Annotated in this window: 10 protein-coding genes and 3 pseudogenes; 3 read left to right on the plus strand and 10 right to left on the minus strand. The window is 70.0% G+C overall.

Annotated features, from left to right (window positions below):
• The first annotated feature begins 29 nt into the window (after window positions 1–29).
• Window positions 30–623: an exopolysaccharide biosynthesis protein gene (locus tag LRS10_RS18665; protein WP_257838552.1), complete on the plus strand. Its 594-nt coding sequence runs from the start codon at window positions 30–32 to the stop codon at window positions 621–623.
• Here LRS10_RS18665 and LRS10_RS18670 read toward each other — a convergent pair.
• From LRS10_RS18670 to LRS10_RS18700, 7 genes and pseudogenes are all read right to left on the minus strand, one after another.
• Window positions 620–1,867 carry a hypothetical protein gene (locus tag LRS10_RS18670; protein WP_257838553.1) on the minus strand — a complete coding sequence of 416 codons (1,248 nt, stop codon included), beginning with the start codon at window positions 1,865–1,867 and terminating at the stop codon, window positions 620–622. The two genes, LRS10_RS18665 and LRS10_RS18670, sit on opposite strands and share 4 nt — an antisense overlap.
• Window positions 1,868–1,905: 38 nt before the next feature.
• The gene (locus LRS10_RS18675; RefSeq protein WP_257838554.1) at window positions 1,906–2,097 is read right to left on the minus strand and encodes a hypothetical protein; all 192 of its coding nucleotides are present in this window, start codon (window positions 2,095–2,097) and stop codon (window positions 1,906–1,908) included.
• 80 nt (window positions 2,098–2,177) lie between these two features.
• Window positions 2,178–4,872: pseudogene (gene ppdK, locus LRS10_RS18680) on the minus strand (pyruvate, phosphate dikinase).
• Window positions 4,873–4,916: 44 nt separating this feature from the next.
• Window positions 4,917–6,917: a glycine--tRNA ligase subunit beta gene (glyS, locus tag LRS10_RS18685; RefSeq protein ID WP_257838555.1), complete on the minus strand. Its 2,001-nt coding sequence runs from the start codon at window positions 6,915–6,917 to the stop codon at window positions 4,917–4,919.
• Between the two features lie 4 nt (window positions 6,918–6,921).
• On the minus strand, window positions 6,922–7,806 hold the full coding sequence (locus tag LRS10_RS18690; protein WP_257838556.1) for a glycine--tRNA ligase subunit alpha: 885 nt from the start codon (window positions 7,804–7,806) through the stop codon (window positions 6,922–6,924).
• Window positions 7,807–7,917: 111 nt separating this feature from the next.
• The gene (locus tag LRS10_RS18695; protein WP_257838557.1) at window positions 7,918–8,286 is read right to left on the minus strand and encodes a hypothetical protein; all 369 of its coding nucleotides are present in this window, start codon (window positions 8,284–8,286) and stop codon (window positions 7,918–7,920) included.
• A gap of 103 nt (window positions 8,287–8,389) precedes the next feature.
• On the minus strand, window positions 8,390–9,088 hold the full coding sequence (locus tag LRS10_RS18700) for a fasciclin domain-containing protein (RefSeq protein ID WP_257838558.1): 699 nt from the start codon (window positions 9,086–9,088) through the stop codon (window positions 8,390–8,392).
• A gap of 438 nt (window positions 9,089–9,526) precedes the next feature.
• Here LRS10_RS18700 and LRS10_RS18705 point away from each other — a divergent pair.
• Window positions 9,527–9,852, plus strand: a pseudogene (locus LRS10_RS18705) (P-II family nitrogen regulator).
• A 75-nt stretch (window positions 9,853–9,927) separates the two neighbouring features.
• Window positions 9,928–11,302, plus strand: a pseudogene (locus tag LRS10_RS18710) (ammonium transporter).
• A gap of 84 nt (window positions 11,303–11,386) precedes the next feature.
• Here the strand turns inward: LRS10_RS18710 and LRS10_RS18715 are convergent.
• The 3 genes from LRS10_RS18715 to LRS10_RS25300 are packed head-to-tail and all read right to left on the minus strand — an operon-like array spanning window position 11,387 to window position 13,961.
• Window positions 11,387–12,265, minus strand: a complete 879-nt coding sequence (locus LRS10_RS18715; protein ID WP_257838559.1) for a 4-(cytidine 5'-diphospho)-2-C-methyl-D-erythritol kinase — start codon at window positions 12,263–12,265, stop codon at window positions 11,387–11,389.
• A 3-nt stretch (window positions 12,266–12,268) separates the two neighbouring features.
• Entirely contained in the window at window positions 12,269–12,715 is a 447-nt protein-coding gene (locus LRS10_RS25295; protein WP_374570461.1) for a tetratricopeptide repeat protein, read from the minus strand.
• Window positions 12,657–13,961 (minus strand): tetratricopeptide repeat protein, encoded by a 1,305-nt coding sequence (locus tag LRS10_RS25300; RefSeq protein ID WP_374570463.1) that lies wholly within the window; start codon window positions 13,959–13,961, stop codon window positions 12,657–12,659. Before LRS10_RS25300 ends, LRS10_RS25295 begins: the two co-directional genes overlap by 59 nt.
• Window positions 13,962–13,995 lie beyond the last annotated feature (34 nt).

The raw sequence follows: 13,995 nt of genomic DNA on the forward strand, positions 1-13,995 counted from the left end.
GCGCGTTGAGGCTCCCTGCGGAGTGCTGGATGCGCGAGAACGGCCCCAACGACCTGACCGGACTGCTGGACGAATTGCAGCGCGCCGCCGATGACAACGGCGCCAAGCTCTCGGTCGGCGAGATCCTGGAGGCGATCGGGAAGCGGTCGTTCGGTCCGTTGCTGCTGCTCGGCGGACTGTTGGGCATGACCCCCGTCGCCGCCGTGCCGAGCGCTCCGACGATCATCGCCGTCCTCACGCTCCTCGTTTCTGTCCAGCTGCTGCTCGGCCGCGAAACCATCTGGATCCCCCGCGTCCTCGAGAAGCTCTCCGTCAAGGCGGATCGCGTCCGCACGGCGGTGAAGATCAGCCGCAAGCCGGCCCGCGTCGTCGATCGCCTGGTGCGGCCGCGCCTGCTGACGCTGACCCGTCCGATCACCGATCGGATCGTGGCCGGCGTGTGCGCGCTGATCGCGCTCTGCGTGCCGCCGCTGGAGTTCCTGCCGTTCGTGGCGTTCGTGCCTTCGCTCGCGATCGCGGCGATCGGCCTGGGTCTTCTGGCCCGCGACGGCCTGCTGGTGCTGATCGCCCTTGCGGTCAGCTCCGGCGCCCTCGGACTGCTCGCCTGGAACCTGCTCCTCTAGGCCCAGTCCGCGTCGGGCCGCATCTTGAGCTCCCGCGCCGCCACGCGAATATCCTCCAGATCCACGGGATCACTCAGGGGATCGGCGTCCAGCCGGGTGACGCGGTTCAGGCGCTTCTGCCAGCGGCGCAGCTCGTCGCAGTAGGCCTTGACCGGGATGCGGCGCAGGTCGCCGTCCTCTTCGATCAGGTCGCACAGCCCGTTGTGGACCCAGATGCCCTTGTGCCAGTCGGGCATGTCCACGGCCGGGAACAGGCAGACGCCGTGCAGATCGATGCCCATGTCCACCGCCGCCAGCCCCTCCTGGACCACGTCGCGCAGCCAGTGGTGGCGGCCTTCCTCGAGCCCGCTGGTCTCGGCCACGATCATCGGCCGTCGGTAGCGCTCGTAGGCGAACTTCAGGAGGTCGCAGAGCGGCACGATGCGGTCGTCGTCGCGCGGCAACGCGGCGTGCGGCCCGTGGGCGCGGTACTCCATCTGGCCGAACGAGTAGCAATTGACCCCAAGGATATCGAGGACGTCCGGCGCGCCGCCCAGCTCCGGATTGCGCTTCCCCGCCAGGATGTCCCAGGCGACGAAGGTGTCGTCGTACGTCTCCTTCCAGGCCGCCGCGGCCAGGTCGGGTCGGTCCCGCGGCGCCACGACGTTCACCAGCGGATCGATGTGCACCATGCGCGCGGCGGGACAGACCTTACGGATCGCCTGCACGGCGGCGATGTCGGCGGCGCAGAGGCGCTTGCGGAAGTCGAAGCGGCGTTCCCGGCTGTCGCCCCACGGCGCGGTCCAGGCCCATTCGCCGCCGCAGAAGCTGAAGAAGGTGATCTCGTTGATCGGCGTGAAGAAGTGGGGCGCCGGCAGGCGGGGGACCACGTGCTCGGCCAGCGCGCGGGCATAGTCGGCGAACCGCGGCACGAAGTCCGGCCCGAAGGGGTCTAAGTCGTCCGGATAGCCATAGTGGCAGAGGTCCCAGATCGGCAGGACGTGCTGAGCGTGCATCGCCTCGATCAGCGGCTCGATCGTCGAGAAGTCGTAGACGCCACCGCCCCGGTCGATGAAAGGCCACGGCGCACCCTCGCGTGCGACGCCGATGCCCAGATGCCGCAGGAAGGCATAGTCCTCCTGGGCATGCTCCCGATGGCGCGTTTCGGCGACCAGGTCGCGACGCCCGCGATCCTTCCAGACGAAGGTCGAGCACTCGAAACCGGACAGGAAAAAGGTCGGGAAGATCCCGTTGGCGACGGCCATGCAGGCCTAACCAGGGACGAGCTTCGCCGTTCCCGCCCCTATCTCACCAGCCACAGGATGCCGCCGACGATCAGCGTCCAAAGCGCCGCCGATCCCAGCACCGCGATGGCGAGGCCGGCGAGCCGCGCCCAGCGCAGCCGCACCCGCGGCCGACGAGGCAGCTCCACGATCGGTACGGGCGGCGGCAGGACGGCGGCGCGCGCCCGCGCTGGGCGCAGGTCGAAAACCATGGCCGGACGCTAGCGAGTAGACCGCCCAAGCTCTACCGTAGGCCTACCCATTTCGTCGCAGCGCCGGCGGGATTGGTCGCTTAGCGGTCCTTCTCGCGTTCGCCGATGGCGGCCTGGGCCGCTGCGAGACGCGCGATCGGCACGCGGTACGGCGAGCAGCTGACGTAATCCAGGCCCACTTCTTCGCAGAACTGGATCGACGCCGGATCCCCCCCGTGCTCGCCGCAGATGCCGAGCTTCACGTCCGGCCGGGCGGCGCGGCCACGTTCGGCGGCGATGCGGATCAGGTCGCCCACGCCCTCCTGGTCGAGGCTGACGAACGGGTCCTTCTCGAAAATGCCCTTCTCGATGTAGTGGCCCAGGAACCGGCCCGAGTCGTCGCGGCTGATGCCGAACGTGGTCTGGGTCAGGTCGTTTGTGCCGAACGAGAAGAACTCGGCGTTGGCCGCCAGGTCGCCGGCGCGGATCGCGGCGCGGGGCAGCTCCACCATGGTGCCGACCTTGTAGTCGATCTGGCAGCCCCTCTCTTCGATGACGGTTTTCGCTGTGCGATCCGTCAGGTCGCGCAGGAACTTCATCTCTTCGCCCTTGGCGACCAGCGGGTGCATGATCTCCGGGATCGGCGCCGGACGCCCTTCGCCCACCACCTCGCAGGCGGCCTCGACGATGGCCCGGACCTGCATCTCGTAGATCTCGGGATAGGCCACGCCCAGGCGGCAGCCGCGGTGGCCCAGCATCGGGTTCACCTCGTGCAGTTCCTTGGCGCGCAGCATCAGCTTCTTCGGGTCCAGCCCCGTCGCCTCGGCGACCGCGGCCAGATCCTCCTCCGTGTGCGGCAGGAACTCGTGCAGCGGCGGGTCCAGCAGGCGGATGGTGACCGGCAGGCCTTCCATGATCTTGAACAGCTCGACGAAGTCCTGCCGCTGCATCGGCAGGATCTTGGCCAGCGCCGCGCGGCGACCCGCCTCGTCGTCCGCCAGGATCATCTCGCGCACGGCTGCGATCCGCGCAGGGTCGAAGAACATGTGCTCGGTCCGGCACAGTCCGATGCCCTCGGCGCCGAACTGGCGCGCGGTCCCGGCGTCCAGCGCGGTTTCGGCGTTGGCGCGCACCTTCAGGCGGCGCACGCCGTCGGCCCAGCCCATCAGCGTGCCGAAGTCGCCCGACAGCTCGGGCTCGATCATCTTCACTGCGCCCGCCAGCACCTCGCCGGTGGAGCCGTCGATGGTGATGATGTCGTAGGCCTTGATGGTCCGGCCGCGGGCGTGGAATTCGCCGGCCTTGCCGTCGATGCGGATCTCGCCCGCACCCGACACGCAGGGCCGGCCCATGCCGCGGGCCACCACGGCCGCGTGGCTGGTCATGCCGCCGCGGGCGGTGACGATGCCGCGCGCGGCGTCCATGCCGCGGATGTCCTCAGGCGAGGTCTCCTCCCGGACGAGGATCACCGCCTCGCCCGCGCCGCCCAGCTTCTCGGCCTCCTCGGCCGTGAAGACCACCTTGCCGGTGGCGGCGCCCGGCGACGCCGGCAGGCCTGAGGCGATCACGTCGCGCGGACTGCCGGGATCGATGGTCGGGTGCAGCAGCTGGTCGAGGCTGCCGGGCTCCACCCGCATCACCGCCTCTTCCTTGGTGATCAGCCCTTCCGAGGCCAGGTCCACGGCGACCTTCAGGGCGGCCTTGGCGGTCCGCTTCCCGTTGCGCGTCTGCAGCATGTACAGACGGCCCTTCTCCACCGTGAACTCGATGTCCTGCATGTCGCGGTAGTGCTTCTCGAGCCGCTCCACGACCTCCCGGAACTGGGTGAAGACCTCCGGCAGCGCCTCTTCCATCGACGGCGAGACGTCGCCCATCTCCTCGCGCGCAGCCTTGGTCAGCGGCTGCGGCGTGCGGATGCCGGCCACCACGTCCTCGCCCTGGGCGTTGATCAGGAACTCGCCGTACAGCCTGTTCTCGCCCGTCGACGGGTTGCGGGTGAAGGCGACGCCCGTGGCGCTGCTCTCGCCCATGTTGCCGAACACCATCGACTGCACGTTCACCGCCGTGCCCCAGCTCTCCGGGATGTCGTGCATGCGGCGGTAGAACTTCGCCCGGTCGTTCATCCAGCTCGCGAACACCGCGCCAATGGCGCCCCCAGAGCTGTTCGTGCGGATCCTGCGGGAAGGGCTTGCCGAGCTCGCTTTCGACGGCGCGCTTGTAGTCGGCGACGACGGCTTCCCAGTCCTCTGCGGTCAGGTCGGTGTCGACCCGCGCCTCCAGACGGTCCTTATGCTCGTCGAGGATCTCCTCGAACATGTGATGGTCGAGGTCGAGCACCACGTTCGAGTACATCTGGATGAAGCGGCGGTAGCTGTCGAAGGCGAAGCGGCGGTCGCCCGACAGCTTCGCCAGGCCGTCCACCGTCTCGTCGTTCAGGCCCAGGTTCAGGACCGTGTCCATCATCCCGGGCATCGAGGCCCGGGCGCCCGAGCGCACCGAGACCAGCAGCGGGTTGGCCGCGTCGCCGAAGCGCTTGCCGGTCAGCTCCTCCACCTTCTTCAGGCCCTGGGCGACCTGCCCCTCGAGTTCGGGCGGATAGCTCTTGCCGTTGGCGTAGTAGTGGACGCAGGCCTCGGTGGTGATGGTGAAGCCCGGCGGGACCGGCAGGCCCAGGGACGACATCTCGGCCAGGTTGGCGCCCTTGCCGCCCAGCAGGTTCTTCATCGAGGCGTCGCCGTCAGCGCCGCCGCCGCCGAAGGCATAGACCCAGCGCGTCTTCACCATCGTGTCGGCCATAACGTCTCCACCTCCACCCGACCCGGCTCGAGAAGCCGGGGAAATCAGCCTGTGACCTGCGAGAAGTCCGCCACGCGCCCCATGGCGTCGCGGACCCTGGCCAAAAGGCGCAACCTGTTGTCCCGTTCCGCCGGATTATCCGAGTTCACGAGCACCTTGTCGAAGAACGCGTCGACCGGCCCGCGCAGCTTGGCGAGCTCGGCCATGGCCTGAGCGAAGTCCTCGCTGTCGATCAGCTCGTCCAGCACGCCGTCCAGCGCCCCGACAGCGGCCACCAGCGCCTGCTCCTCGACCGGCGCCCCGCCCATCTGCGTCGGCTCCCCGGCCGGCAGCGGGCCCTTCTTCTCCTCGGCCCTGAGGATGTTCACCGCGCGCTTGTAGCCGGCCAGCAGGTTCGCCCCGTCCTCGGTCTTCAGGAAGGCGTCCAGCGCCTCGACCTTGGCCACGATGCGCACGAGGTCGTCGTCGCCCAGGGCGAACACCGCGGCCACCAGGTCGTGACGCCGACCCTGCTCGCGCAGCAGCACGGCGAGCCGGTCGGCGAAGAAGTCCAGCACCTCGCCCGAGACGAACCGCTTCAGCGGCAGGCGTGTCCGGGTCTCCAGCACGATCCGGATCACCCCCAGGGCGGCGCGCCGGAGAGCGAAGGGATCGCGCGAGCCGGTCGGCTTCTCGCCGATGCTGAAGAAGCTCGTCAGCGTGTCCAGCTTGTCGGCCAGCGCCACCGTCGCGGCGACCTTGTCGGTCGGCACGGCGTCGCTCGGCCCCTGCGGCCGGTAGTGCGAACGGATGGCCTCGACCACGGCGGGGTCCAGCCCCTCGGCCTCGGCGTAGTAGCCGCCCATGACGCCCTGCAGCTCGGGGAACTCGCCGACCAGGCCCGACACCAGGTCGGCCTTCGCGAGGCGCGCAGCCTGCACCGCCCTGTCCCGGTCCGCCCCGACCAAGGGCGCGAGTTCGCCGGCCAGGGCCACGATCCGCTCGACGCGCTCGTACATCGAGCCCAGCTTGGCGTGGAAGGTGACGCCCTTCAGCTTTTCCAGCCGCTCTTCCAGCCTTGTCTTGCGGTCCTCGTTCCAGAAGAACCGCGCGTCCGACAGGCGCGCCGACAGCACCTTGGCGTTGCCCTTGGCGATGATCTCGCCGCCGTCCTTGGCCTGGATGTTGGCCACCGTCAGGAAGTGCGGCGCGAGCTTGCCCGTCTTGGGGTCGCGGACCGCAAAATAGCGCTGGTGCACCCGCATCGAGGTCCGGATCACCTCGGGCGGCAGGTCCAGGAACGCGGGGTCCATGTCGCCCAGCACCGGCACGGGCCACTCGACCAGGCCTGCGACCTCGTCCAGCAGCCCCTGGTCCTCGACCAGTTCCAGGTTGCGGGCGAAGGCCAGGGTCTTGGCCGCGTCGACGATGCGGTCCTTCCGCGCCTCGACGTCGAGAACCACGCAGCGCTTCTCCAGCCCGTCGGCGTAGGTGTCGAAGTCCTTCACCTCGAAGGGCTGCCTGTCGCCCATGAAGCGATGGCCCTCGACGGTGTTCCCGCTCGGGATGCCGTCGATTTCGAATGGCACGACCTGGCCGCCGAACACGCAGGTGATCCGCCGCAGCGGCCGCACCCAGCGCAGCTTGCTGGTCCCGGACACCATCGACTTCGGCCACGGGAAGGTCCGCACGATCTGCTCGACCATCTCGGCGACGATCGCGGGCGTCGGCCGGCCGGCCTTGTGCACATGGGCGAAATAGACGCCGGCCCGCTCGGTCAGCTGGTCCTGGGTCAGGCCCGTCTTGCGCAGGAACCCTTCCAGCGCCTGCGGCGGGGCGCCGACCTTGGGGCCCTTCAGCTCCTCGTGGCGGTCCTTCTGCGCTTCAGGCAGCCCTTCGGCCACCAGCGTCAGGCGCCGCGCGCCGGCGAAGGTCTTCAGCGCCTCGGGCAGCAGGCCTTCGGCGGCCAGCTTCTCGCGCGCCAGGCGTTCCAGGTCGCGCGCGGCGTTCGCCTGCATGCGCGCGGGGATCTCTTCCGAGAACAGTTCGATCAGCAGCTGGGGCATGGTCTTACGCGTTCGCCCCTTGGCTCTCGACCCAGGCTTCCGCGCAGAGTTTGCACAGGTCCCGGATGCGGCCGATGTAGCTCTGCCGCTCGGCGACCGCGATCGCGCCGCGGGCGTCCATGATGTTGAACAGGTGGCTGGCCTTCAGGACGTGGTCGTAGGCGGGCAGCACCAGCGGCTGGCCCTGGCGTCCCTTCGAGCCGACGATCCGCCGGACCTCGGACTCCATCTCCTCGAACTGCGTCTTCAGGACGTCGACGTTGGCGACTTCCAGCTCGAAGGCCGAGAACTGCTGCTCGTTGGCGAGATAGACGTCGCCGTACTTGAACTCGTCGTTGAACTGCAGGTCGTACACGCTGTCCTTGTTCTGCAGGTACAGCGACAGCCGCTCCAGGCCATAGGTCAGCTCGCCGGCCACGGGGAACACGTCCAGCCCACCCACCTGCTGGAAGTAGGTGTACTGGGTGATCTCCATCCCGTCGCACCAGACTTCCCAGCCCAGGCCCCAGGCGCCGACCGTGGGGTTCTCCCAGTCGTCCTCGACGAAGCGGATGTCGTGCAGCAGCGGGTCGATGCCGATGGCTTCCAGCGACCCCAGGTACAGCTCCTGCAGGTTCGGCGGGTTCGGCTTCAGGATCACCTGGTACTGGTGGTGCTGGTGCAGGCGGTTCGGATTCTCGCCGTAACGGCCGTCCGCCGGCCGGCGCGACGGCTGCACATAGGCCACCTTCCACGGCTTTGGCCCCAACGTGCGGATCACCGTCATCGGCGACAGCGTGCCGGCGCCGACTTCCACGTCGTAGGGCTGCAGGATCATGCAGCCCTGACGGCTCCAATAGTCGTGCAGTTTCAGGATCAGGCCCTGAAACGAAAGCGGCGCATCAGACATGAAAAATGGGCTTGTTCGCAGGCGCAAAAAAAGTCGGCGGACCATAGGGCCCGCCGACCTTCGCTTCAACCCACGCCCGCCCGGTTTCGAGCGGCGTGGAATCCCGAGCTCTTAGTTGCCGCGGGCCGCGGTCTTCTTGCCCGCGTTCGACATGGGCTGGCCGTACTTGGCGCGGTTTTCCGGGGTGTCCGGAACCGGGCCGTTGGTGACCATCGTCGTCGTGACGCTCGCGCCTTCGCCGAAGCTGGTGGCCGAGGTCGCCGTGGCGCCGGTCGACTCGGTGGAGACCGTCGCGTCGGTCGAGGTCGTCACGCCCACGTCCGTCGAGGTCGACGTCGTGGCGCTGGTGTCGCTCGTCGGCGTCGAGGGGCTGGTCGTGGTGTGGTGGTCCGGCGTCGCCGAAGACGTGGACTGGGCCATGGCGGCCCCGGCCATGAGAGCCGAAGCCGCAGCGGCGGTGGCGAGGATCTTGAGGGTCATAGGTCTAGAACTCCTGTTGCCTGGACGTCCGACGCCCCTCCCCGGGGTTTGGCAGAAGCTTTACCGCTGAGCCGGCGATTTGGTTCCCGCCGCAGTTGCAGAACTAGCCGTCGGTCGACGCGCCGGCCGGAGCCGCGCCGCCATCGCCCTGGCCGGCCACCAGCACCTTGTCGACCACGTGCAGCAGGCCCGAACCCGTCCGGATGTCGCTCTGCACGATGGTGGCGCCGTCGGCCTTCAGGGCCGCTTCGTCGCTGCCGTCCAGCACGACCTGATCGCCCGCGCCCGACGGCACCGGACCGCGAGCCCCCTTGATCTTCGCGGAGTCGACGGGCGCGTTGATCACGTGATGCAGCACCAGCTTCTGCATCGCCGTCTTGTCCGCCTCCAGGCGCGACAGTTCCGACGCCGGCAGGGCCGCGAAGGCCGCGTCGGTCGGCGCGAAGACCGTCAGGTTCTTGTTGGTCTTCAGGAGGCTGGTCAGGTTCGTGGCGTCGGCGGCCTTGATGAAGGTGGTGAACTGGCCGGCCGCCTTCAGGGTGTCGATCAGATCGCCCGACGGGCTCACCTGCGCCGCGGCGTCCGACGCCGGCGCGGCCTTGCCGGTCACGGCAGGCGCGGCCTCTGCGACGGCCCTGGCGGTTCCCTGCGGCTGGCTCTTGGCCGGCGTGTCGGACGTCGCCTTGCCGGTGGCCGCCTTGGCCTCGGCCTCTGTCTTGGCGGTGGCCGGGCTCTGGGCCAGGGCCGGGCCGGCGATCAGGGCGGCGACGGCGGCGGCGGAAAGCAGGCGGGTCATCGACATTCGCAAAGATCCTCGTCTCACTAACGGCAGGTCGGTTGTGCAGGCAGCACGACGGACCCGCTGAGGGGGCCCGGCGTCACTACGCGCGAAGAAGGCGGCGAGTTTCTGACCCTCACAGGCTCGTGAACGTTCCGCCCCGCCGCCAACCGGAAGCTGCCGGGCGGCGCGGGTCAAGGGTAAAGGTTCGTGACGCTCGACGCCGGAATTTGCCTCAATTGAAGGCGCCGGCCACAGCCGGCGCCCAACGATTGGGCGCATGACTCCTTCTTGTCCCTTTCCCCCTCCCCGCTGTCCGCCGGCCGCGACGCCGGGCCCTAGCGTCGGGCGACCGCTGCGCAGGGGGGATGTGTTCGCAGACGTCCGCGGCGGTCTCGAGAACGAAGAGGGGCAGGCCCGCCCACGAGGGCCGGACGCGGGAGCGAGCGGATGAAACTCATCATGGCGATCGTCAAACCCTTCAAGCTGGACGACGTGCGCGAAGCGCTCGTCGCCGCCGGCGTGGAGGGCCTGACGGTTTCGGAGGTCAAGGGCTACGGCCGGCAGAAGGGGCAGACCGAGATCTATCGGGGGCCGAGTACCAGATCAACTTCCTGCCGAAGGTGAAGCTCGAGGCGGTGGTCGACGACGCCGCGGCCGCCAAGGCCGTGGAGGCGATCAAGGCCGCCGCGTCCACCGGCAAGATCGGCGACGGCAAGATCTTCGTCCTCGACGTCTCGGAGGCCGTGCGCATCCGGACGGGCGAGACCGGCGCGGCCGCGCTCTAACCGGGATCTGAGGGGAATCTTTCGATGACACGTTCCACGAAGTCGCGACTGGCGGGCCTGGTGCTCGCCGCCGCCATGCTCGGGGCGCCGATCGCGGCGCCCGCCCTGGCCCAGGAGGCGCCCGCGCCGGCCGAGGCCGCGGTGACGGCCGTTCCGGCTCCGGAGGCGACCGCCTCGGCCGCCGCCGCGCCGCCGACGCCCGAGCCCGCGCTCCTCGCGCACCAGGCCAAGCTCGAGCTCGACTCGGCCGGCACCGCCTGGATCCTGACGGCCACCGCGCTGGTCCTGCTCATGACGATCCCGGGCCTTGCCCTGTTCTACGGCGGCATGGTGCGCCGTAAGAACGTCATTGGCACCGTGGCCCAGTCCTTCGCCGTGGTCTGCGTCGTCACCGTCGTGTGGATGGCCCTGACCTACGGCCTGGCCTTCGGCACGAACAGCGACGCCACCCTCAACAAGTACATCGGCAGCTTCGACGTCCTGTTCCTGAACGGGGTCACGATCGACACGGCCTATTCGGCCGCGCCGGGTCTGCCCGAGTTCCTCTGGATCGTGTTCCAGATGACCTTCGCGATCATCACCCCCGCCCTCATCGCCGGCGCGTTCGCGGAGCGCATGAAGTTCTCGGCGCTCCTGCTGTTCACCACCCTCTGGTCGGTGTTCGTTTACGCGCCGGTCTGCCATTGGGTCTGGGGCGGCGGCTTCCTGTCGGAACTGGGCGTCCTGGACTTCGCCGGCGGCACCGTGGTGCACATCAACGCGGGCGTCGCGGGCCTCGTCTGCGCCCTCGTGCTCGGCCGCCGCAAGGGCTTCGGCGCCGAGAACATGGCGCCGCACAACCTGGTTCTCACGATGATCGGCGCCAGCCTGCTGTGGGTCGGCTGGTTCGGCTTCAACGCCGGCTCGGAATGGGCGGCCGACGGCCTCGCTGCCGCCGCCATGCTGAACACCCAGGTCGCCACCGCCGGCGCCCGCCCTGTCGTGGATGGTCATCGAGTGGTTCGAGCGCAAGAAGCCCGGCATGCTCGGTCTCGCCTCCGGCGCGGTCGCGGGGCTGGTGGCGGTCACCCCCGCCGCCGGGTTCGTGAACCCGCAAGGCGCGCTGGTCATCGGCCTGGTGGGCGGTGCGGCGGCCTATGTCGGCGCCGTCTGGCTCAAGCGCCTGCTCAAGTATGACGACAGCCTCGACGCCTTCGGGGTGCACGGCGTCGCCGGTATCGCCGGGGCGCTGCTCACCGGCGTCTTCGCGGACGCGGCGATCAACGGGGCTGGCGAAGGCGCCAGCGTGGTCAACCAGTTCGTCGGCATTCTCGCCACCATCGCCTGGTCGGCGATCGCCACCTTCGCGATCCTGATGGTCTGCCGGTTCACCACGGGCCTGCGCGTCAGCGACGAAGCCGAGGTCGACGGTCTGGACCTCTCGCAGCACGGCGAGGCGCTGCACGAATAGCCTCCGGGGGAGTACGGCGCCCCGATCCTGTCGGGGCGTCAGGAGGTGCGAGGGGGTCCTGCGGGACCCCCTCTTCATTTGCGCTCAGTCCCAGGGACCGCCCAGGCGGCAGCGCTTCACCCACCAGCGGGGCGCGATCGCCTCGATCCGCTCGGCCAGGCCTTCGGCCTCGATGTCGGAGGCGCAGAGCGCGAAACAGGTGCCGCCCGATCCCGAGACCCGCGCCAGCAGGGCTTCGGGCTCCCCGCGAAGGGTCTCCAGCACCGCCCCGACCTCCGGCGCCACGGCCACGGCCGGCGCCTCGAGGTCGTTGCGAAGCGTCGACAGCCAGGCGGCCGCCTCCTGCGGAGTCTCGAGAGCCTCGGGCATCGCCGGCCGCGCAACCGAACCGAACGCCGCGGTGGCGTCCAGCGTGCGGTAGACCTGCGGGGTCGAGACCGGGACGCCCGGATTGACCAGCACCGCGTCCAGCACCGGCAGGTCGGGCGCCGGCGACAGGATCTCGCCGTAGCCTTCGGCGAGCACCGGCCGCCCCCAAAGGCAGGCTGCGCCGTCGGCGCCCAGGCTCGCGGCCACCGCTTCCAGGCGACCGTCGTCGATCGGCAGCTGCAGCGCCTCGCGCATCAGCCGCAGCGTCGCCCCGGCGTCGCTCGAACCTCCGCCGAGCCCGCTCGCCACCGGCAGCCGCTTCTCGAGCCGCAACGCGACAGGCTCCACAGGCCGGCGCGCCTCGGCGATGAGCGCGCGCGCCGCGCGCAGCACCAGGTTGTCATCGCTCGCCGAGAGGCCCGCGGCGAACGGCCCGTCCACGACCAGGTCCAGCGCGTCGCCCCCCGCCACGCCGACCCTGTCGCCGAAGTCGGCGAAGGTCATGAGGCTGCAAAGCGGGTGGTAGCCGGTCGCGTCCGGCGCGCCGACGTGCAGGAAGAGGTTGACCTTGGCCGGCGCCAGCCTCGACGCCATGGCCTACTGCGTCGCCAGCTTGGGGGCCTGCGGTCCTTGTCCCGACGCCAGCTTGCGCTCCGCATCGCCGCGGATCTTCGCGTCGGGATTCAGCGTCAGCACGCGGCGCCACTGGAACACCGCCTCGTCCTTGCGGCCGACCATCCAGTAGGCGTCGCCCAGGTGGTTGTTGATCTCGGGATCGCCGGCTTCCAGCTCGACCGCCTGTTCCAGCTTCTCGACGGCGGTCTTGTAGTCGCCCATCCGGTAGTGGGCCCAGCCCAGGCTGTCGATCATGGCGCCCGAGCGCGGGTTCGCCGCCACGGCCCGCTCGACCATGGCCATGGCCTCCTTCAGGCGTTCGCCGCGGTCGATCCAGGAGTAGCCCAGGAAGTTCAGCAGTTCGGGTTCGTCAGGCCGCAGCTTCAGCGCCTCGACAAGATCGGCCTCGCCTTCCTTCCAGCGGTCCATCTGCGACAGCGCCGCGCCGCGCGCGTAGTAGAGCCGCCAGTCGGGCGTGCGGCTCTCGGCGATCAGTTCGCCCAGCAGCCGGACGGACTCGTCGTATTCCTCGTTGGCGCGGAGTAGGTCCGACAGCGTCAGCCGCGCGTCCGCGTCGCCTGTCGCCGCCGCCGCGCGGGCAAGCTTGAGGGCCGTGGCCTTGTCGCCCGCCTGCTGATAGCTCCAGGCCAGCTTGGCCTGGGCCGACGGATACTCCGGCGAGCTGGGCTTCGGCCGGCCGTAGGCGGCGCGGGGCGCCCTCAACGTCGCCGGCGCCTTGCAGGAAATCGCCGACCATCAGCCAGGCGTCGTTCCGTTGCGGATCCAGCCGCAGCGCCAGCCGCAGATAGGCCAGGCCGATCTGCCCCTGCTTCGCGGCGATCATGGTCGCGGCCGGCGCCAGCAGCGCCAGGGCTGAGCCTTCCTTGATCGTCGGCGCAGGCGGAGCCGCCTTGTTGGCGGCGGCGCGGGCCCTGGCGGTGGTCAGGCCGAGGCTTGCGGGGTTCCGCTCCAGGCCCCCGTCGTAGACCTTGATCGCCTCGGCGCGGCGACCGCGCCGCTCGAGGAAAGCGCCGTAGGCCAGCACCGCCAGTTCGGACGGCGCATCGCCCGCGGTGATCGCCTTGAAGTCGGTTTCGGCCTCGTCATAGCGCTTGGCGCGCTCGTAGAGGTGCGCCTGTCCCAGCTGGCCGAAGTAGTCGACCGTCGGGTCGCCGCGGACCTGGGGCCGCACCAGGGAGCCTTCGACGTCGCCCCCCTGCGCCGCGGCCCAGGGGGCCAGCAGCGCCGCGGCCGCGCGATGCGGGAAGCCGATGGCCTCGCCGGTAAGCTGCTCGTGGGCCTGCTTGCCCTTTCCGACCGCGATCAGTTCCACCGCCGAGACCAGGCGGCCCATGCGCTTGCCCGGTTCCGACGCCGTGGCCCCGTCGGGCGCCAGGACGGCGGCCTTCGACACGTCGCCCGCCAGCAGCGCCGCCGTGAACGCGCGTTCCGTCACCGTCGTCTCGCCGCCGCTTTGGGTGCGGGCGAGGTCGAGGAACCGGGCCGCCTCGTCGCTGCGCCCGCCGGCGAGGGCGGCGTTCCCCGCGAGGAACATGCCGTAGGCCGTGTCGGCGGCCGCGGTCGGCGCGCCGCCGGCTCCAGAGCGTTCCGAAGTGGCGGCGCAGGCGCCCAGCAGGACGAGAGGGGCCGCGAAGGCCAGAAGACGAAGACGCATGGCCTGAGCTTGGGCGCTCGCGCGGGTCGCCGCA

Origin of the sequence: Phenylobacterium sp. J426, from assembly GCF_024699945.1 — a bacterium.
GTDB lineage: Bacteria > Pseudomonadota > Alphaproteobacteria > Caulobacterales > Caulobacteraceae > Phenylobacterium.